Origin of the sequence: Streptomyces sp. NPDC090083, from assembly GCF_044747445.1 — a bacterium.
In the GTDB taxonomy this organism is placed as follows: Bacteria; Actinomycetota; Actinomycetes; order Streptomycetales; family Streptomycetaceae; genus Streptomyces.
In genome coordinates this window covers 1-20,294 of record NZ_JBIVED010000018.1, presented here as the reverse complement: position 1 = coordinate 20,294, position 20,294 = coordinate 1, and the positions used below count along the sequence as shown (strand labels likewise).

The window sequence follows — 20,294 nt, the reverse complement described above, 5'->3', positions numbered from 1 at the left end:
GCTGGGAGCCGCCGAAGGGCGGCGGGAAGCCGAGGATGATCTCGGGCCTCGAAGGTCGCGTGCTCGGCGACGATCGCGAGCGGGGCGGCCTCGGCGATCTCGCAGCCGCCGCCGTAGGCGAGGCAGTTGACCGCGACAATCACCGGCTTGGCGAACTCCTCGATCCGCCGGGTCGGCGTGTGGCCCCGGCGCACGATCTCGCGCAGCGCTCGTTATGGCCCAGCGGCGATGCCGGCGGCCAGTGAGGGGATGTCCGCACCTGCGCTGAAGGCCCGGTGCCCGGCGCCGGCCTGGATGACCGCCCGGACACTGGCCTTTCGGCTGCGCGGCGGGGGGCACTCCACCAGGACCAGCCCGGCATGCCGCTCGCTCTCCGTGCCCAGGGCGGCGAACCGGGCGAGTACCGTCGGGAAATCGTGGGTGTCGCCCCGTACCGGCGCACGTCGCGGCTCCCCTTCACGGCCGTAGTTCTTGAACGGGCCGGCCATCGCCTCCCTCTCGGTGTCCACGCTGATCACCGGACCCCCGCCGTCCTGGTGGTCGCGGGCCTGTTCGTCGAGGTTGTGGAACTGCGCGTCCCGGTCGGGATGTTGCCTACCTTCCAGGGTCTTGGCGTTGCTCTGCAGGCTGAAGACCTCCTCGCGCAACAGGTCGCCCACCGTGCCGGCCCACATCCTGAGGCCTTGCCGGGCGAATTCCTCGGCGCGCTTGCGGGTGAATGTGGTGAAACACCTAGGTCACAGCGTCAGACGGCCGTGTGAGCTTCTGAAGGTCTCCGGAGCCGCCTGCTACGCCCACGGCACCGGCGCGCCGCGAGTGGCATCGGCCTGAAGGCCTTTAGCTTGTTCGGGAATCGTGTGCACAACGCTGCGGCGTCCAGGCATTCTCCGCCGGGACGCGGTCGGACCGAGGGCGCCGGCCCTGCTCCTGAACAGGGCGCCGTCACCGGCTTCGGGACGGGTGGTCTCCTCTGAGGAACCCCGGTACACGGGCAGGTTCGGACGACCCGCTCCGGGTCCGGCACCAGGGCACATGAATCACGCGTAAGGAGCCGTGGTCCTCATATGTGTCAGCGTTGTGCATCAGCCGTGTAACTGGCTGATCGAGTACCTGTATGCCTTCGTACGAGGTGGTGGATCTGCGCTGAACACCAGTGGGACCGGCAGCATGCTGGAACGGGACAAGGGGACACGATGAGCCAACAACTCCGCTTCATGGTGTTGGGGCCCGTGCGCGCCAAGCTCGGAGACGTGGACATACCCCTCGGATCGCCGCTGCAGCGCACTGTGCTGGCCGTGCTGCTGCTACGACAGGGTTCCACCGTCGACGTGGCGGAGCTGGTCGACGCCCTCTGGGGCGACACCCCACCCGCGTCAGCCACGAACTCCATACGCGTCTACGTCCACAAGCTCCGCCGGCTCCTGGCTCAGGGCGGCGATCCCACTCTTCAGATCGAATCCGTGGGCAGCGGCTACCTCTTGACTCTGCCGTCCGGCTCCCTGGACCTGCTGGACTTCCACCAGCGGGTGGCCGCGGCCGAGCAACTGCGGGCCGAGGGTGATTCCACCGGCGCGATCGATCATCTGCGGAAGGCGCTGACGCTCTGGCACGGCTCGGCGCTGGCCGATCTGACGGGTGAGTGGGCGCAGTCCCAACGCTCGTTCCTCGACGGCGTCCGGCTTTCCGCGATCGAAGCACGCCTGGACGTGGAGATGGAAAGCGGGTCGTACGCGGAGACAGCGGTGGAGCTGACGGCCCTGGTGACGGCCTATCCACTGGACGAACGGTTCCGGGAGATGCTGATGCTCTCCCTTCACCTCACCGGTCGCACGGCCGCGGCACTCACCGTGTACCAGGAGGTACGAGACCTGCTCGCGGACGAACTGGGCCTCGACCCCGGCCCCGCGCTGCAGAGGATGTACGAACACATCCTGCACGCGAACAAGGAGTCGACGGCACAGACGGGTGATGAGCAGGACGGCCCCGTCGCCGAGCACACCAACACGTCCCAGGAACAAGGACTTTCGGACGTGTCCGGCCGTCCGTCTCCCGCCCAACCCGCACGCCTGCCCGAGCCCGAGCCCGAGCCCGTGCCCATGCCGACGCAACTCCCCAATGACCTGGTCGTATTCGCAGGTCGTGAGCCCGAACTCGAACGGCTCGCCCAGACGCTCGACTGCTGCACGACAACCGATCCGCGCGCCGCGCACATCTTCGTCGTGACGGGCACCGCGGGCGTGGGCAAGACCGCACTGGCCGTGCACTGGGCGCACCAGGCCGCGCCGCTCTTCCCCGACGGGCAGCTCTACGTCAACCTGCGTGGCTTCGACGCGCCGGGGACCGCCCTCACCACGAGCACCGCGTTGTGTGCGTTGCTGGAGGGACTCGGCGTACCGTCGGACGGTCTTCCCGCCAGCCTCGAAGCCAAGATCGCCCTCTACCGCAGGCTCTTGGCCGGACGACGGGTGTTGCTGCTCCTCGACAACGTGCGCAGCGCGGAGGACGTACGGCCGTTGCTGGCCGGAGCTCCCGGCTGCCTCACCCTGGTCACCAGCAGGTATCAGCTGTCAGGGCTCATCGTCAGAGACGGCGCCCACTACGTGGGTCTCGATGTCCTCTCGGACCAGGAGGCGGGCGAACTTCTCGTCAAGCGCGTCGGATCGCACAGGCTGGCCGCCGAGCCGGAAGCCGTCAGGGAGATCATCGAACGAAGCGGTGGCCTTCCGCTGGCCCTGGCCCTCGTCAGTGCTCGGGTGGCCACTCGGTCGGGGTTCCCGCTGTCCGCCATAGCCGAAGAACTGAGGGACAGTCCTACGCAGTTGGACGCCTTCAGTCACCTTGATGCCAGCCTGGACGTACGGTCGGTCCTGTCGTGGTCGTACCAGGATCTCTCCGACCAAGCCGCGCGTCTTTTCCGGCTGTTGTCGGTACATCCCGGTCCGTCGATCTCCCTGGACGTCGCTGCGGCGCTCGCCGACCTCACCTTGTCACACACCCGTCAACTGCTGGGCGAGCTCACCCACGCTCATCTGGTCGGCGAGAACGCTCCGGGACGCTTCTCTCTGCACAGCCTGCTGCGAGGCTACGCGAGCGAGTTGGCGCATTCGGTCGACGCAACCGGCGCACGACACGCTGCCCTCAACCGCGTGCTCACCTATTACGTGCAGACGTCCTGTCGAGCAGCGCTGCTGCTGTTCCCCGGTCTGCCGAAGAGCACGCTCTCCGACATCATCGGAGACGGGTCCGCATCACGATCGATTCCTGACCATGCGTCCGCCACCGCCTGGTTCACCGCCGAATACCCAGTGCTCCCGCTGCTCGTGGAGGAAGCCGTCGCCGCCGGTTCCGATACACATGCCTGGCAACTCGCCTGGCTGTTCATGGAGTTCGCGCAGGAACGAGGAAACTGGGACGACCAGATCAGCACGCTGCGCGCCGCGCTGAAGGCGGCTCGCAGAGCGCGGGACCGCCGCGGTCAGGCGGAGACACACCGCAATCTGGCCCGCCTGTACGCGGCGACCGATCGTCATCAGGACGCCTCCGTCCATCTGGTTGCCGCCCTGCGCCTTTTCGAGGATCTCGCGGATCTGAACGGTCAAGCGCGGACGCACGGAGTTCTCGGCCTCGTCTCCCTGCGACAGGGCAACGTCGACCTGGCACTGACGTCGTGCAGGCGCGCACTCGCCCTGTACGAAGAGCAGGACGACCGGACGGGGCTGGCGAAGTCTCTCAACAACGTCGGCTGGATCCTGGCCCACCTCGGTTCCCCGGGAACCGCGCTGGCGCACTGCCGTAGAGCACTGCGCCTGTCACAGGAGGTGAACGACCAGGTCGGCGAGGCCGCCTGCTGGGACAGCCTCGGCTATGTCCTGCACGAGCTCGGCAGGCACCGGGAGGCACTCGACTGCTACCACCGCTCGCTGGCCATCAACAGGGAGATCGGTGACCGCCGCAACGAGGCGGAGACGCTTGCCCATGTGGGCGACACGCATCGCGCGCTCAACGAGGACACGGCAGCGCGTGAGGCCTGGGAGCGAGCGCTCGTCATCCAGGACCCAGCCGCCATGCCAGGAGCGGAGAAGACCCGCGCCAAGCTGAGGGAACTGCGAGACCATGTCGCGCGGTGACGAGGACGCCTCCCCTGGATCGACGAAGGCGCACGGCTCCAGCATGGTCAGACGAGTTCCGGAGCCGCGGCAGTTGCCGACGATGGACGGGTGGACGGGCCCGTCGGAGCCGAGCACCAGGAAGGGCCGGCTGTCCCTCGCGCGAACGGCCGGTCGTAGGTGGGGCGCAGCACCATCACGGGGTGACTGGCCATACGCTGCTGAACCTCCGAGTCGAGCAGGTTCAGGAGCACGTCCAAGGACTGGTCCCGGTTCATTTCTGTTGCCGGACCGAACTCCGCACGAGGGTTGACCATCTCAACGGTGACATCGAACGGTTTCGAGACATCTGATGAATCCGGCGGAGCGACCAGGTTCATTCGGGCGGGTCTCTCGCTCAAATTCCTGACGTAGCGGTCGGTGTAGCAACGGGCTTCCTCCATCGAGACACCTGCCGCCTCAAGCTCGAACAAAAAGTACATCAGGCTGTCACTGAAATCCAAGGTGTCGATCTCAAATGCGATCGCTTCGGCGAGTTCCAGATCTCCTCGCGCAACTCCCGCACACAATTTCCATCGCGCTTCCATGTCCGTAGCAGGAGTATCCTGAAGAGCAGCGGTCAAGTTCTGCAGCGCGTCCCTGAAGTCGAGAAATACCTCAAGCGACAACCGCGCCACTCGGATGGCAGCTTCTTCTCTTTCGAACCCAGGCGGCACTGCGGCCGAAGCCGATATCCAGACATAAGATTGCCCCGTGCACCGATGAGCGAAAGCCCGCGATACGATCGGCAGTTCGCCCAATGCCGCCTGAATCAATGGATATCCATCGCAATCGATCCGATCCCGCTCAGTGCAACTCGCACCCTTGGCCACGCCCCCCAGTAGAATATTTTGAAATAAAGCACCACACGGAATATAGATGGCGAGCTCGCAGGGCAAGCCTCTCCGACACCGCATGTAAAGTCCTCCTTCGTCAGGAGCGAGCCGGACTTCCCTCGCTCGCACCTTCCCGCCGTCCGGGGCCAGCAGGCTAGCGCCCTCCCCACTGTGACGTAACGAGAGCAGAAGAAGTTCAATTCGAGCCCTACACTCCTGCTGAAAGCACCGCGGACCGGCCGTCGAGCCGCCGCGGCACGCACCGGTCTCGCTTCGATGTCGAAAAACTGCCAGACCCTGGCAAGGACCTGCGCGAGTATCGCAGGGCGCAGATCCGACTGACGTGAACGGGGGTGGCGATGAGCTTTCCGCTCAGAGTCCGCCAAGGGGGCGATGGCAAAATGAATAGCCCCACTCATCCGCTACGGGACACGCCTCCGCGCTACGGCCCCTTCGAATATGCGGTCATGCGCCGTCCAACTGCTTCAGCTTGGCACTGACCTGCGCGATGTCCGGATGGTCGAATTCCTCAAGAATACTGAGAGCCGCTCGCCAGGATTCAGCCGCTTTCTCAGGATTTTCAGCTGCCACGTGCGTGTCACCGATATGTATCAGGGCCTCGGCCACCAGATATCGATCGCCCATGGGCTGGTACAGCACGAGCGCCTGGTCGAAACAGTCGAGAGCCTGAGGATATTGCTTCAGATGATGATGAGCCCATCCAAGGCTGTCCAGCGCACCGGCCTCACCGGACGGGTCACCGATCTCCTGGTGAATGGCCACGGCCCGCCAGCAGTGAGTGATCGCATCGTCGAACTCGCCCCGCAGAATGTGAGTCCAACCCACCTCGTTGTAAACGTAGGCCTCTCCGCTCAGGTCTCCGACACCTCGGTAGAGAGCAGCCGCTCTGTCATAGTGCTCCAGAGCCTTCCCGTGTTCGCCGATCCTGTTGGCAAGGAATGAAATGAGCCTATGGGCACGTGCCTCGCCGAGCGGGATGTCAAGTTCGTGGAACAGCTCGACGGCACGTGACAGGTGACGCCGGCCCTCGTCGATCTGGCCCAGACGCCCCATGACGAAGCCCAGTGCCCGGTGGGCCAGAGCCTGACCTTCTCGGCTCCCTGCCCTGGCCGCGGCTTTCAAACCAGTGCGCTGGAGAACCACCTGGTCGCTCCAGTACCCATGGCGGTCCAGGAACCTCGTCAGTTGGCTGGCCAACTGCCAGGTGTGCCCCGCACGTCCTTGTTCAAGTCCGCTCTCCGCGGCGGCCAGAAGCGCGCCGCGTTCCGCCTCCAGCCAACGGTTCGCGGCGAGTTCATCGGCGAACTGCTCCGGAACCACGCCTGGTTGCGCGTCGGGCAGATCGACCGGCTCCTGCTGCAGCGGATAGAGCGTATGTGTCGCGTTGTGTGTCGTGTGGAGGTAATGATCCATCAGCCGGCGCGTAGCGGATTCCCGCTCGCCGGCCGTCTCCTTCTCCAGTGCCAGCTCCCCCGCGTAGGACGACAGCAGGTCATGACAGCTGAAGCGCGTCGGTGCGTGCTCGGTGAGCAGATGGGCGGCGGCGAGTTCGTCGAGCAGCATCCGCGTCTGACGCATCGGCAGGCCGAGCAGGCTCGCCGCCGTGGCAGGCGTCATGTCGGGGGCCGGCGACAAGGCGAAGAGGTGGAACAACCGCGCGGACAGCGGAGGCAGTACGTTGTACGACCAGGAAAAAACGGCCCGGACGTCGCTGCCCGGGTCCACGTCGGCGAAAGCGTCCAGGCTGCCCTGGCTGTCGCGAATCTGCGCGGCGATGGCGGACAGTGGGAAAGCCGGGCGTATCGCTGCCCGGGCCGCGACGATGGCCAGGGCCAGCGGCAGACGGGCACACCGTAAGACGACGTCGTCCACGGCCTCTGGTTCTGCCCTCACACGCGCCGGGCCCAGACGCTGAGCGAGGAAGGCACGGGCCTCCTCCGTGGACAGGATACCGAGTGTCAGTGTCTGGGCCGCATCCGAGACGATCAGCCCGCCCAGTTGGTTGCGGCTGGTGACAAGGGTGAGGCATCCAGGTACAGCCGGCAGCAGCGGACGGACCTGTTCGGTGTCCCGGGCGTTGTCGAGCAGGATCAGCATGCGCCGCCCGGCGAGCAGACTGCGGAAGAGGGCTGTCTGAGCAGCGAGTCCGGAGGGCACACGCTGAGACGGGTAGCCCAGGGCGTCGATGAGCGTACGGATCGCGGCGGAGGGTTCCAGCGCCGCGGCGGTGGGATCGAAGCCGCGCAGGTTCACGTACAGCTGGCCGTCCGGGAAGTGATCTGCGACCCTGCGTGCCCAGTGAACGGCCAGCGTGGTCTTCCCGACACCCGCCATGCCGCTGATGACCACCGTTCCGGCTCGATCTTCGCGGGACAGCAGCTCATCGAGGTCGTCGAGTTCGGCCTGGCGTCCCGTGAAGGCGCGCAGTCCCGCGGGGAGTTGCTCCACGGGGACGGCGGCAGCAGGAGAAGGTGCTGCTTGTGAAGTCTTCCCCGTGTGCGGAGGGGGACTTTGCGGGCTCCTCCCCGACTCCGAAGTCGCGGACGGCCCAGCGGACGCGGCCCGCTTCGACGAGTGGTCGCCGATTCCGCCGACAGCACCGCCGGCGTTTGCCGGGCTTACGGCAAGTGCGGGATCGGCAGCCAGCAGGCGAGCCTGCAACTCCCGCAGGCTCGGCCTCGGTTCGACACCGAGTTCACGTTTCAGAGCATGGCGGGTGGCGTCGAAGAATGAGAAGGCGTCGGCCTGTCGACCGCTGCGGTAGAGGGCGAGCATGCGGAGCTCGCACAGGCGCTCGCGCAGGGGGTGTTCACCGCTGAGCGAGACGAGCTCCGGAAGAATCTCCCGGTGTCTGCCCAGGTGGAGTTCGGCCTCGAATCGCGTCTCCAGCAGGCCCAAACGCCGCTCGATCAGCCGCGTGCGCGCGGCCTCAGCCACGGGACCTGGCACACCGGCCAGCGGCTGACCCTGCCAGGCGCCCAGAGTCGTGTGCAGCAGCCGTAGCGCTTTCTCCAACTCTCCTGCCGCAAAGAGTCGTTGCACCTCGGCTGCCCGGTCTTCGAACACCCTCAAGTCGAGGGCACCCTTCTCAAGAGGAAGCGCGTATCCGTCGGCAACGGACACGACCTGCCGTGAAGGTTGCCCGGGGGGCCGCTGCGGCTCCAGGATCTTCCGCAGACGTGACACATAACTCCGCACCACTGATACGACTCCAGGAGGAGGTGTCTGCCCCCACACCGCGTCGATCAGCTCACCCACCGTGAGAGGGCGCCCCTCGCGCAGCAACAGCGCCGTCAGAACAGCGACTTGCTGAGGAGGGCCGAGACGCAGGGAAGTGTCCCCCAGCCATGCCCGTACCGGACCAAGAACTACAAACCTGGCATCATGCAGATCACGCATATCCACCCAGGCAACCCTAGTGGGCGGTGTATGACACCCACGAAGAGTGGCGTGCACCAGCGTGGCGTACGGGTGGAACCTTGCTGACCAGGTATATGCGCACACCCATTTGACATGCGAATTCGTCACTCATGACGGCACAATTCGCTATTGATCCTTTCAGATTTTCTGGAATATCGTGCTCCGTTTCTGATGATGCCGGGTCGCACCGTCGGCATCGACGGCCTGACGGGCCCCTACGCGGCTTCCGCCTCGCGATCACTGCTGGAGGAATCGGTACGACATGCCCGACTGTCCCGGCGGACGCCGACCGCGGCCGGGGCGCCGACCAGGCGGGAGGAGGCGCGGTGATCACCGTCGACGAACCTCCGGACGTGCCCAGACTGGCCGCGCGGTGGGTGCGAGGTGCCCTGTTCACTCGACGCCCCAGCGTCGTGCGATCACTTGAAGCCCTTCGCGGCGCGTTCGCGGAGGTCTTGATCTTCTGGGCGTCGAGCACGCAGGCACTCGGCTCGGCGGGCCGGCCCTTCGGCTTGGCGCTTCAACTGACGCAGAATGCCGTTGAGTTGGTCGACGATGCCGTCCTTCTGTCACACGGCGAAGGTTCCGTAGACGGTGTCCCACGGCGCGCAGTCGTACGGCAGGCAGCGCCACGGGATCCCGGTCCGGCCCACGTACAGGATCGCGTCCAGGACCCGGCGCAGGTCGCGCTGGGGCGAGCGCCCGACGTCCAGGCCCTTGCTCCCGCGTTCGGTTCGCCAGGTGATCAGGGTGGACCCGATCACCTCCCACCGGGCATCGGGTGGATCGCTGGGGCGCGAGCGATGACGACGACCCATCCCATGATCACGTGTAGTGCCGGGACATATCCATCTGCGCGTCCCATGTCGCTCGGTAGCGAGAACATGACGTGCACGTCACATTGATTGACGCGTTGCGGGACAGGAGTCCCGGCACCAATCGAGCATTAACGGTGCGTCAAACCTCAGTCGTCAAGGTTGTGCACGCAGGGTCGAACTTCCCGTCCGGCCCCCTTGCGCGTCCGTTCGTGGACCTGACCCGAATGGAACGGGGAGAACATCATGAGGATGACCGTCATCGGCTCCATGGACTTGGCCGACAAGGAGGAGCAGGTCGTACGGGAGAGCTACGAGGTGCACGGAGCCGAACTGCACGGATATGTGGTTCGGTTGCTGAACGGAGACCGGCACAAGGCCGAGGACATCGTGCAGGAGACCCTGCTGCGGTTCTGGCTCAAGCAGGACCAACTGGACGGCCGCCGCATCCGGCCCTGGCTTTTCCGGGTTGCGCGCAACCTCGTCATCGACGCCCACCGCTCGCGTGGGGCACGGCCCGTAGAGGTCTGTGTGCCGGAGTCCGAGGAGCTGATGGCGGCTGAGGGAGACGAGATCCAGCAGATGCTGAACTCGGTGATCCTCCATGACGCACTGAGGTCGTTGTCCGAGGCGCATCGCGAGGTGCTGCGTCAGACGTTCCTCGTCGGTCGGACGGCGCAAGAGGCGGCAGAGGTCCTCGGCCTGCCGACCGGGACCGTGAAGTCGCGGGTGTTCTACGCCCTGCGCGCCATGCGGCAGGCCTTGCACGATCGAGACGTCGAGGTGGCACCCGACGGAGCGCTCTCCACCGTGTCCTTCCCTCCGCGCGGCACGGTGGTGGCCGAGCGACGCTTGGAATCCGGATCCCGTGCGGGACTCCTTCTCCCGCACGATACGGACGGCGTGGGCATCGCCCATCTCCAAGAGCTGGGTCGACGCCGGCTCCAAGAACGCCGTCATCGAGCACGGCGCCTGCCCAGGAATCGACGTTGCCCCTCCCTCCTTTGTACGACACCCGGTCGGTGTGCCGTCTGGTCGCGACTTCCACTCATTCGTGACTCGCCCAGCAGGTGAAGCCTGATCGGCATGCTGATGCTCTCCCCGGTCCGATGATGACGCGGCGGTTGCGGAGCACCGGCACTACGGTGCGGGCGCGGTCGATGCGGTGCTCGACGGCGTCGATCACGAACAGGGCGGGCTCTTCCTCGCCGAGCGCGCCGCGCACAACGCCCAGCGGATCGATCGACACCGGCAGTCCCACACTCCGCATCAGCCACCACAAGAATTCGTCAAATTTTTCCTTCTCACAGTGGTTCACCTCAGTACGAGCAGCGGAAATGTGTCCATCGGGAGGCCCGAGAGGGAATAGCGGACTTGTTGATCATCGCCAATCAGGAGGAGGTATTTTTACTCCATGCCACTTGTAAAGTCTCCGAAAGGGGCCATCCAAGAGGCCATCCCAGACGAGGTGAGTCTTAGGTTTGCCGACCATTTAATCGATGTGCCGTACCAACTGGGAAATGCTGGCCACACACGGTTTCACCTCTTCTTCTCTTTTCGTCTCGTTGAGTTCACAAGGGTGCCGGGCATGGCTCCACCTGGGCACGGTCGGGAACCGGACCGTATACGACAGACATCCTGGCACTCAGGAGTGTCACCGAACTGCCGCGGCCCCGCTCGGGGACATCACGACCGCACCACCGAACTACCGAACCACAGTGTTTTGGAGCCACACAGGAGTTTGCTTGACCCGCGTGAAGAACAATTCCTAGGCTCGACCACAGTTGACCAAAGGCGCACAGGAAAGGCTTTCAACCGACCCGCATCGGAACAAGTAGCGTCACCTCCGGTCACGACTGTCCCTCGGTGGGCAGTGGAACCCCCACACCTGAATGCAGAAAGACGGTATGTCGCAGTGACCACGCACATAGCAGGCCCCTGCCACAGTAAAGACAGGGCGGCGGCTCCGCCCACTTTCTCGACTCCCCACCGGACCTCATCCGACAGCCGATCCCGCCCAGAGGCAAGCCGCCGCTTCTACACGGCGCACATGGACACCGCCATGCACATCGTCGCCGCGGAACCCGATTTCTCCCGCCAGTTCGGCCGCGACGCCGCCGACACCTGCGGACGGAACCTCTACGAACTCCTCCACCCCAGCTCCCCCTCCCTCCTCAACCGGCACTTCACCCGGCTGTCAGAAGGACGGTGCACCCGCTTCAACGAGCGCATGGTCGGCCTCGGTGACGCCGGCCGGGCCTTCTCCGGAGAGCTGACAGGTATCGCCGTCCAGGACACCAGCGGACTACTGGCCGGCATCGTCGTACAAGTGAGGCCGGACAAAGCACCACCCGGCACCGACCCCGACGAAGGAATTCTCAAACCGCGCGAACGCCTGCTCAGCAAACTCGACGCACGCGTCCTCGAAGGAATCGCGAGCGGCGCCTCCACAGTCCAACTGGCAGCCCGCCTCTACCTCAGCCGCCAAGGCGTCGAATACCACGTCGGACTCATGCTGAGAAAACTCAAAGCACCAAACCGCGCCGCCCTCGTGGCACGCGCCCACTCCATGGGCATGCTCACCGTCGGCCAATGGCCACCCCGAGTCCTGCCCGAATTCATCAAATAACGACACCTCCCCCTACCGTTAATTGACATGCAGTGGACGCAGATCGAGCCGTTGCTCCCGGACCGGACGCCGACGCGGGGTGGCCGCCGGCGTGATCACCGGGAGAGCGGAACGCAGTGGGTGCACCTACCGGAGAAGTACGGCCGGCCTCGACGGCAAACGGAATCCATTACCGGTGCCACCATGGACCCGTACTCTCGCTCGAGATCGTCCGTCTCGGCGTCCGGCCGTTACGGGCCGAGGATGTAGATCCGACTCGTCCAGACGTCGACGAGAGGAAGCAGCGGCAGATCCTGCCGGCTGGCACCGGCGCACTCGGCTCTCACCGCGTACTCACACTGGCGGCGCAGCTTTTCTCGTCCAGTTGGGAGCGGGCTTCTTCCGCAGCGGCGCCATACGTACACAGGAAAAACCATCTAGGCCGGTCACACTCCCCCAGGGAAGGGCAGAGCCTCCGAGTTGACCTTGGTGGGCTGTTCAGGACAGCTGCCGAGGCCGACGGACCGTGCGATTCAGGAAATTCGTGACCGAAATGGACATACGGCGTCGATTCATTTTTGAGCGATCGGCACTAAAAAGCGAACCACGAAGAAATTATTCCTAGGGATCTCCCTAGACTGCCCTAAGTTACTGTGAAGTCTGCCTGCTTACTTAATTGCGACGTCGGATGCGACCACGCAAGGACGTCTTCTTCATATACGCGCTGGGGGCATCCGAGTGGCTCTATTTTCCGGGCTGAGGAATTCCGATAAAACGTTGACGCCGGATCCGGAAGTCTCTGCAGATATTCCCGCACTGGCCCGTGGTCCGGTCTTGTGCATCGCTGGGGCGATAGCGGCACTACTGCTCGTGGTGAGCAATCGGTTCGGGTATTCCGGAGACGAACTCTACTTTCTCGTCGCAGGTCAGCATCTGGACTGGGGGTATGCCGATCAGCCGCCAATGCTGCCCTTGCTGACCCATGTCATAGACGTCGTTTTCGGCGGTTCACTCGTCGCGCTGCGCACTCCTCCGGCCCTCATGGCGGCGGGGAGTGTGGTGATCGCGGCACTCACCACCCGTGAGCTCGGCGGACGGCGCCGAGCGCAGATCCTGGCTGCGGCGGCCTGCGCCCTGGCGCCGATCACGATCCAGTCCGGGCACCTTCTCATCACCAACGGCGTCGACATCTTCCTCGCGAGTGTCTCGTGCTGGCTGCTGGTGCGGTGGGTCAGGCTGCGTGACGACCGTCTCCTCCTGGCGACAGGCGCGGTCGTGGCCGTAGAACTCCAGGTGAAGTACCTGGCGGTCACCTTCTGGGTCATCGTCCTGGCGGCCGCGTGGGTGTTCGGGCCCCGTGAGCTGCTACGCCGTACGAAGCTCTGGATCGGTGTGCTGCTGGTCCTGATCGTGTCGGCACCCTCCCTGGTCTGGCAGGCACAGCACGGCTGGCCGCAGTTCGCCGTGTCCAAGGCGATTGCCGGTGAAGTCGCCGACAGTCACACGGACGGCGTTCGGGGGCTGCCGATCCTGCTGGGAGGAGCGGGTGCCATCGGGCTGCTGCTGATCGTCCACGGATTGGTCCGCCTGCTCGGCTCTCCACGTCTGCGCCCCTACCGTTTCCTCGGGTGGGCCTTCGTGGGCGTCGTTATCGTCTACGCGGTCACCGGTGGCCGTAGTTACTACGCCGGTTCGTATTTCATACCGGTCTGGGCCGCGGCCGTCGTCGACCTCCAGGACAGTGCCCGAATACGGAAGTGGCGTTGGTGGATCGCCACTCCCTTGGTGGCCGCGTCCATCGCCACGGTCCCCGCACTGCTGCCGGTCTATCCGCTGAGCAAACTCGCGGACATGCCGGACAAGGTGTCGATGGAGACCGTGGGCTGGCAGGAGATGGCGGATTCCGTGGCCGCCGTCTACGAAGCAATGCCCCCGGCAGACCGAAGCACCACCGCGATCGTGACGGATCACTACGAGCAGGCGGCCGCGCTCGAACGCTACGGCCCCTCCCGAGGGCTGCCGCCCGTGTACAGCGGTAACCGCTCCTACTGGTACTTCGGACGTCCCGCCGGCACGACCCGCCACGTCATTTACGTCGGAGCGAACACCGGGTATCTCGACAAGTTCTTCGGCACGGTGCGCAAAGCAGGACGAGTGGACAACCGCCTCGGCGTGGACAACATCAACCAGGGGATGCCCATCTGGTTGTGCGAGGGACCGAAGGAGTCCTGGGCAGTCCTCTGGCCGAAGTTGGATCACCAGGCCATGGTCATCAGGCGGGGCGACAGCTCCTAGCCTCGGCATCGATCATTCGAGACGGTCGCCAGGTGATCGCTCCGATCGATAGTGCCCCGTCGCGCGCAGAGGACGGTGGGGCACTATCGCGTGCCCCAAGGGGCAAAGTGTCTACAACCTCTCCCAGCCGAGAGGCCGAGGCGTAGAAGATGACGACTGTCACGACGCGCCGATGGAGACGAAGCCGAGCTGGAGATCCAATTCCAGGCGGTGCCAGCACTCCGGATCCACGTCTGCACTCCGGATCCACGTTTGCCGAACCTCTGCAATTGAACAATGCCGGTTGTTGCCCACGGGTTCGGGCGTTCCTTGATCGCTCCCTGCCCAGCTCCATGGACAACCACGAGGGGCGGGGCCGTCACCGCGGTCGCCGATCCTCATCACCGCAGACGACAAAGCTCTCACAGCCCCCGGGGCCCGTCCCGGACGGCTGTGACTGCCGCATGCGACATCAGTGCCGTTCTCCAGGTTCTGCTCCGGACCGGAGCAGAGAATTCACTGAGGAGTGCTAGTGATGCCACTGTCCCCGTTGTCAGAACGCAACGACTTCTCAGCCGTGATCATCAGGACCGACTTCACGGATGAGGCGGCGTGGCGGAGGGTGACCGCTCAACTCGAGAGTTCTTCCCACCACCACCGCGACTTGAGGAAGCACTACGTCGTGATCGACTCACCGGAGCTGGCCCACGCCGACACGGACACGATCCTGACCGCGCTGTCGGCCCGCAAGGATCTGAACGGCCGGATCAGCGTGGTGTTCGTCGCCGACAGCGCGACGATGCGCGCCGCCCACCACGCCCTGCTGGCGATCAGGACCCTGACCCGTAAGGACCTCGGCGACGACACCCACGAGGTCGTGGTCGGGTTCGGGCGCGAATTCCGCACGGTGCCTGGCGCTGTCAACGAGATCCATGCCAACCTCCAGCTGGCCAACATGAACTTCGAGGACTTCTCGTCGGTCGCGCGTGAGGACTCGGAAGGAGTGTTCCGCGCCGAACTCTCCACAGTCGATTGATCCGGCGCCGGCCTTCGCCGGCACCGACATTCGGGGTGCTGTGCGCGGCGAACCTCTTCGCCGCGCACAGCGACCTCGTGGCCGTCAGAGCGCCCGACCGGCGCTCTGGCGGCCGAGCCCGTCCACCCTGCACCCTCGACCGGTGCCGGGTCATGGACAGGACAACCGTCACGAACGTTCGCCGGCCTGGTTGACATCCGCGCGAATCAGGGGGGAGCACCACGGTGTTACTGGAACGCGAGTCCGCACTGGCGGAGGCCACAGCAGCCCTGCGCCGTACCGAGAGCGGACAAGGTTCGCTGCTGACCGTCGAGGGCGCTCTCGGAGCGGGCCGGACCACGTTTCTCGAGGCCGTGGCCTCGCTCGCCCGTGACCGCGGCTTCGTACTGCTCACGGCACAGGCGTCGGCCGCGGAGGAGAATTTCCGGCTCGGCCTGGTACGGCAGTTGGTCGACTCGCTGCGCGGAATCATCCCGCCCGACGACCTCGACCGCTGGCTTCGGCAGGCGAACCCCGCGCTGCCCGGCCACCTGCCCCCCAGCGCTCCCGCCGTCGGCCTGTTCACCAACATCCCACCGTGGTCCCGGTATTCGTGGCAACAGGCTCCGCGGTGGCTGGCGGCGCTCGTCGGATCGATTTCCGACGAACGCCCCGTGGTGATCATGGTGGACGACCTGCAGTGGGCGGACACCGAGTCGCTGGAAGCACTCGCCCTGCCGCTGGCACAGCGGGCGCGGCGGCGGATCCTCTTCGTCCTCTCCGCACTGCCCGGCGACGCACGCGGCAACCGACGGCAAGTCCGCGATCTGCTGTCTCCCCCGTCCGCTCAGGAGGATGAGCCGGCCTCGGCCGCGGTTCCTCTCCGGCCCGCGGAAAAGCCGCGCGACACGACCCTGAGACTGGCGCCGCTCGGCCTCGGCAGTGTCCGCACTCTCGTGGAAACGACCCTCGGGGAGGCCGCGGACCCGGTATTCGTGGGGACCGTGGCAGCACGTTCCGGCGGCAACCCGCTGCTGCTGCGGGCCGTGCTGGACGAAGCCCGGTTCCTCGGCCTGTATCCGACGGCCGCGGACGCCAAGACCGCCGCGACGCTGCGCCCCGAACACCTGCGCCAACGCCTCGGCGCGTTCCTGCAATCGCAGCCGGACCCGGTACGGCGGGTCGCCTACGCCCTCACCCTGCTCGGCGACACGGCGGCCGAGCAGTTCGTCGCCCGCCTCGCCGACGTCGACGACACGGAACAGGCGCAGGCTGTCGAAGTGCTGCGCCTCGCCGGACTGGTGGATCCGCACGCGTACCGGCTGACCTCGGGGACCGTACTGCACGACCTGCTGGAAGAGAACATGCCCGCCCAGGAGCGCACCGCGATGCGCGAGGTGACGGCCGAGCTGTTGCACCGGACCGGACATCCGGCGGAAGTCGCCGCGGAACAGCTGATGGCAGTGATCGCCCTGCGCGGCCCGCAGGCCGTGCAGATCCTGCGTACAGCGGCGGACAGCGCCCTGCGTCGTGGTTCACCGCGGGACGCCACACGCTATCTGCGCCGCGCCCTGCTCGACTCCTCGCTCTCGGGACACGACAGGGCCCGGCTGCTCGTCGATCTCGCCACCGCCGAGCGCAGCGTGGCCACGGCCGCTTCGCTGCGGCACATCGTGGAAGCCGTACCGCTCCTCGAATCGGTACGGGAACGGGCCGACGCCATGCTGACCCTGGGTCCCCTCCAGATGGATCCGCCGGCCTTCCGCATCGACGCCATCAGGGCCTCGATCGCCGAGGAACTGCGCCACTCGGGCGTCGAGGACCACGTGGAACGCGAGCTGGCGCTGCGCCTTGAGGCACGCGAACACATCCTGGCCGCTCAGGACCCGGTGCACCTCCAGTCGGCCTTGCGTCGCTTCCATGACCTCGGCCCGGCGCCCCGGCTGGCCACCACGGGTGAGCGGGAGTTGGTCACGTCCCTGATGCACATCGCGTTCGTCGCCAACGCCGTTCCGGCAGAGCGGTTGACACGGCTGTGCACCCAGTTGCTGGAGCAGGAACCGCCCACGGCCGCCCACGTCCACACCACACTCCCGTTGGTCATGAACATCCTCGCCGGCGGCGGGCGGACGGACGGCGCGGCCCAATGGCTGCGGAAGGCCAACCAGATCGCGCAGCGCCGGGGCGGTGACGTGGAACAGGCCGTCATCCGCTCCGAGCAGGCCCTCATCGCGCTCGCCGAGGGACACATGACCTACGCCCGGAACAAGGTCATCCAGGCCGACACGCTCGCGGGTCCGGAGACCAGCGGGCTGCCCACGGTGTGCGCCGCCGTCCTCGCGATCGTCGCGATGAACACCCGTGAGCCGGAACTCGCGGAACAACTCCTCACCCAGCACCGGCTCCACGCGGAGAACCAGCACCTGGCGGCGCTGCTGCACGTGGCCCGGGGCACGATCGCGGCGCGGCGGGACGAACCCCGCGCCGCCCTCGACCACTTCCTGACAGCGGGGCGGCGCACCCAGCAGATCGGCTGGCTCAACCCGGAGATCCTGCCGTGGTCGTCGTGCGCCGCCCTGATGCACCACCGCCTGGGCGAGCACGAAGAAGCACGGTCCGCCGCGCAGTTGGAGGTGGACAGGTCTCGCGCCTGGGGGTCAGCCGGCACGCTCGGGCGCTCCCTGGTCGCCCTGGGGCGGGTCACCTCCGGGCGGGAGGGTCCCGAGCTGATCGAAGAGGCCGTCCGCGTCCTGGAGAAGGGCAGCAACGGCTACGAGCTGAGCCGGGCTCTGTACGCGCTGGGAACTCATGGTGATACAAGACGTCACCGTCGAGTCGCCGCTCTCAAGCGGGCACACGACGTCGCCGACAGACATGACGATCCCGCGCTGATGAAGCAGATCCGCAGCAAACTCATCGAAAAGTCCAGAGAAACCGAAGCTCGGGGCAACCGGCTCACTCCAGCCGAACGTAAAGTCGCGCGTCTTGCCGCAGCCGGTCTGAGCAACTCGGAAGTGTCACGTCAACTAGGCACGTCGTCCCGGATGGTAGAAAAACATCTGACCAACTCTTATCAGAAACTTGGAATATCCGGGCGAGCGGGTCTGGCCAAAGCCCTTAAGGGCCTGGACCGTGATCAGCGCACCTGATTCGGGCATTCGAACAGGAACTGCCAGAGGAGAGACGGTTGCACCTCTTCTCCGCTTTTCGCCTCCCGGGCCGGTGGGGTCCACAAGGGTGCCGGACACGGCCCCGACCGGGCACGGACGGGAACCGGCCCGCACACGACGGACATTCCGGCACTCAAGGGAATCACCGAACGGCCGCAGCCCCGCTCCGGGACACCGCGACCGCACCACCGAACTACCGAACCACAGTGTTTTGGAGCCACGCAGGAGTTTGCTTGACCCGCGTAGAGACCAATTCCTAGGCTCGACCGCAGTTGACCAGAGGCGCGCAGGAAGGGCTTTCAACCGACCCGCATCGGAACAAGTAGCGTCACCTCAGGCCACGGCTGTCCCTCGGTGGGCAGTGGAACCCCCACACCTGAATGCAGAAAGACGGTATGTCGCAGTGACCACGCACATAGCAGGCCCCTGCCACAGTAAAGACAGGGCGGCGACTCCGCCCACTTCAACGACACCCCACCGGACCCCATCCGACAGCCGGCCCCGCACAGACACAAACCGCCGCTTCTACACGGCACACATGAACACCGCCATGCACATCGTCGCCGCGGAACCCGATTTCTCCCGCCAGTTCGGCCGCGATGCCGCCGACACCTGCGGACGGAACCTCTACGAACTCCTCCACCCCAGCTCCCCCTCCCTCCTCAACCGGCACTTCACCCGGCTGTCGGAAGGCCGGTGCACCCGCTTCGCCGAGCGCATGGTCGGCCTCGGTGACGCCGGCCGGGCCTTCTCCGGAGAGCTGACAGGTATCGCCGTCCAGGACACCAGCGGACTCCTCGCCGGCATCGTCGTACAGATCAGACCGGACAGAACACCACCCGGCACCGACCCTGACGACGAAATCCTCCACTCCCGCGAACGCCTGCTCAGCAAACTCGATGCACGAGTCCTCGAAGGAATCGCCAGCGGAGCCTCCACAGTCCAACTGGCAGCCCGCCTCTACCTCAGCCGCCAAGGCGTCGAATACCACGTCGGACTCATGCTGCGAAAACTCAAAGCACCAAACCGCGCCGCCCTCGTGGCACGCGCCCACTCCATGGGCATGCTCACCGTCGGCCAATGGCCACCCCGAGTCCTGCCCGAATTCATCAAATAACGACACCTTCCCCTGGGTCCGACTGCGGCATGCAGTCTCGCCGCGACACCCACGCGACGATGAACGACCCGGCCCCGCGCAGGTCCAGCGGCCGTACCGTCCCACCGGTACGGCCGCTGGCTCATGTGCGGCGCCCGGAACAACCGACGTCGACGCGGGAGAGCGGATCCCGCGCTCCCGCGTCGACAGGCACTGCTACTGCTCCAACTCACGGCTGATCAGGTCGAAGAGCTCCTCGTCACTGGCACCCTCCAGCCGATCGCCGAGGGACTCACCGACCGGGTCGCCATCGGCACCGTAGGACTCGATCTCCCCCAGGAGGCTCCTCAGCCTGGCACCGAGCAGCGTGAGCGCGTCCTGGTCGGGATCGGCCTTCATGATGTGGTCGATGCTGTTCTCCAGGTCGGCCAGCATCGACGCCACGGTCCCGCCCCCGCCGGACAGTTCGGTGTCGAGATGCTGCGCCAAGGCGGTCGGAGTCGGGTGGTCGAAGACCAAGGTCGCGGGCAGCGACAGGCCGGTGTCCTTGATGAGGCCGTTGCGCAGCTCGACGGCGGTCAGCGAGTCGAAGCCCATGTCACGGAAGGCCCGGTCGGCGACGACGCCGGTGATGTCGGCATGCCCGAGGGCCCGGGCTGCGGCGTGCCGTACGTGGGCCAGCAGCGCGTCGGCGCGCGCCTGGAGCGACAGGGTCGCGACCTGCTCGACCAGGGCCGGCAGTGCGGCGCCGGGACCGGAGGCCTCGGGGAGTGCCGTCATCGCTTCGGCGGCCTGAGGGAGTGTGGTGAGGAGGGGGCTGGGCCGACGACTGGTGAACGCCGGAACAAACCGCTCCCACTCCACATCCGCCACCACCACCGAACCACCACACCC

Annotated in this window: 12 protein-coding genes and 2 pseudogenes; 8 read left to right on the top strand and 6 right to left on the bottom strand. The window is 66.0% G+C overall.

The annotated features are described in order from the left end of the window. The first annotated feature begins 35 nt into the window (after positions 1–35). A complete protein-coding gene (locus ACIPTO_RS40445) occupies positions 36–245 on the top strand; it encodes a hypothetical protein (protein WP_401200507.1) in 210 nt (69 codons plus the stop codon). Positions 246–410: 165 nt separating this feature from the next. On the opposite strand, the pseudogene ACIPTO_RS40440 reads toward ACIPTO_RS40445, so the two are convergent. After that, positions 411–716, bottom strand: a pseudogene (locus tag ACIPTO_RS40440) (ISAzo13 family transposase); the annotation flags it as partial. 477 nt (positions 717–1,193) lie between these two features. Here ACIPTO_RS40440 and ACIPTO_RS40435 point away from each other — a divergent pair. Then, complete coding sequence (locus ACIPTO_RS40435) at positions 1,194–4,127, top strand: AfsR/SARP family transcriptional regulator (protein WP_401200362.1); 2,934 nt, start codon at positions 1,194–1,196, stop codon at positions 4,125–4,127. 47 nt (positions 4,128–4,174) lie between these two features. Here ACIPTO_RS40435 and ACIPTO_RS40430 read toward each other — a convergent pair whose 3' ends face one another. The 3 genes from ACIPTO_RS40430 to ACIPTO_RS40420 all read right to left on the bottom strand — a co-directional run bounded on the left by ACIPTO_RS40430 (position 4,175) and on the right by ACIPTO_RS40420 (position 9,186). Continuing rightward, the gene (locus ACIPTO_RS40430; protein ID WP_401200359.1) at positions 4,175–4,978 is read right to left on the bottom strand and encodes a hypothetical protein; all 804 of its coding nucleotides are present in this window, start codon (positions 4,976–4,978) and stop codon (positions 4,175–4,177) included. Positions 4,979–5,446: 468 nt separating this feature from the next. Continuing rightward, on the bottom strand, positions 5,447–8,401 hold the full coding sequence (locus ACIPTO_RS40425; protein ID WP_401200493.1) for an AfsR/SARP family transcriptional regulator: 2,955 nt from the start codon (positions 8,399–8,401) through the stop codon (positions 5,447–5,449). A gap of 590 nt (positions 8,402–8,991) precedes the next feature. After that, positions 8,992–9,186, bottom strand: coding sequence for a transposase (locus ACIPTO_RS40420; protein WP_401200357.1), 195 nt, complete (start codon positions 9,184–9,186; stop codon positions 8,992–8,994). A gap of 297 nt (positions 9,187–9,483) precedes the next feature. Between ACIPTO_RS40420 and ACIPTO_RS40415 the strand changes: the two are divergent. Continuing rightward, a pseudogene (locus ACIPTO_RS40415) lies at positions 9,484–9,990 on the top strand (sigma-70 family RNA polymerase sigma factor); the annotation flags it as partial. A gap of 295 nt (positions 9,991–10,285) precedes the next feature. On the opposite strand, the gene ACIPTO_RS40410 reads toward ACIPTO_RS40415, so the two are convergent. After that, positions 10,286–10,555 (bottom strand): hypothetical protein, encoded by a 270-nt coding sequence (locus ACIPTO_RS40410; protein WP_401200355.1) that lies wholly within the window; start codon positions 10,553–10,555, stop codon positions 10,286–10,288. A 732-nt stretch (positions 10,556–11,287) separates the two neighbouring features. Between ACIPTO_RS40410 and ACIPTO_RS40405 the strand changes: the two genes are divergently transcribed. The 5 genes from ACIPTO_RS40405 to ACIPTO_RS40385 all read left to right on the top strand — a co-directional run bounded on the left by ACIPTO_RS40405 (position 11,288) and on the right by ACIPTO_RS40385 (position 19,421). Continuing rightward, positions 11,288–11,866 carry a LuxR C-terminal-related transcriptional regulator gene (locus ACIPTO_RS40405; protein WP_366327253.1) on the top strand — a complete coding sequence of 193 codons (579 nt, stop codon included), beginning with the start codon at positions 11,288–11,290 and terminating at the stop codon, positions 11,864–11,866. Between the two features lie 717 nt (positions 11,867–12,583). Continuing rightward, positions 12,584–14,140: an ArnT family glycosyltransferase gene (locus ACIPTO_RS40400; protein ID WP_401200351.1), complete on the top strand. Its 1,557-nt coding sequence runs from the start codon at positions 12,584–12,586 to the stop codon at positions 14,138–14,140. Positions 14,141–14,654: 514 nt separating this feature from the next. Next, positions 14,655–15,155 carry a DUF6924 domain-containing protein gene (locus tag ACIPTO_RS40395; protein ID WP_401200348.1) on the top strand — a complete coding sequence of 167 codons (501 nt, stop codon included), beginning with the start codon at positions 14,655–14,657 and terminating at the stop codon, positions 15,153–15,155. A 224-nt stretch (positions 15,156–15,379) separates the two neighbouring features. Then, a complete protein-coding gene (locus ACIPTO_RS40390) occupies positions 15,380–18,283 on the top strand; it encodes an ATP-binding protein (protein WP_401200345.1) in 2,904 nt (967 codons plus the stop codon). Between the two features lie 559 nt (positions 18,284–18,842). Next, positions 18,843–19,421 carry a LuxR C-terminal-related transcriptional regulator gene (locus ACIPTO_RS40385; RefSeq protein ID WP_366327259.1) on the top strand — a complete coding sequence of 193 codons (579 nt, stop codon included), beginning with the start codon at positions 18,843–18,845 and terminating at the stop codon, positions 19,419–19,421. Positions 19,422–19,616: 195 nt separating this feature from the next. On the opposite strand, the gene ACIPTO_RS40380 is transcribed toward ACIPTO_RS40385, so the two are convergent. Beyond that, on the bottom strand, positions 19,617–20,294 hold a 678-nt coding region (locus ACIPTO_RS40380; RefSeq protein ID WP_366327261.1), incomplete at its 5' end, for a phosphopantetheine-binding protein.

What these genes read in the sequence shown, in the direction of transcription:
- ACIPTO_RS40445 (WP_401200507.1), top strand. Translation starts at nt 36, where the DNA reads ATGATCTCGGGCCTCGAAGGTCGCGTGCTCGGCGACGATCGCGAGCGG.
- ACIPTO_RS40385 (WP_366327259.1), top strand. Translation starts at nt 18,843, where the DNA reads ATGAACACCGCCATGCACATCGTCGCCGCGGAACCCGATTTCTCCCGC.
- ACIPTO_RS40405 (WP_366327253.1), top strand. Translation starts at nt 11,288, where the DNA reads ATGGACACCGCCATGCACATCGTCGCCGCGGAACCCGATTTCTCCCGC.
- ACIPTO_RS40395 (WP_401200348.1), top strand. Translation starts at nt 14,655, where the DNA reads ATGCCACTGTCCCCGTTGTCAGAACGCAACGACTTCTCAGCCGTGATC.
- ACIPTO_RS40425 (WP_401200493.1), bottom strand. Translation starts at nt 8,401, where the DNA reads ATGCGTGATCTGCATGATGCCAGGTTTGTAGTTCTTGGTCCGGTACGG.
- ACIPTO_RS40435 (WP_401200362.1), top strand. Translation starts at nt 1,194, where the DNA reads ATGAGCCAACAACTCCGCTTCATGGTGTTGGGGCCCGTGCGCGCCAAG.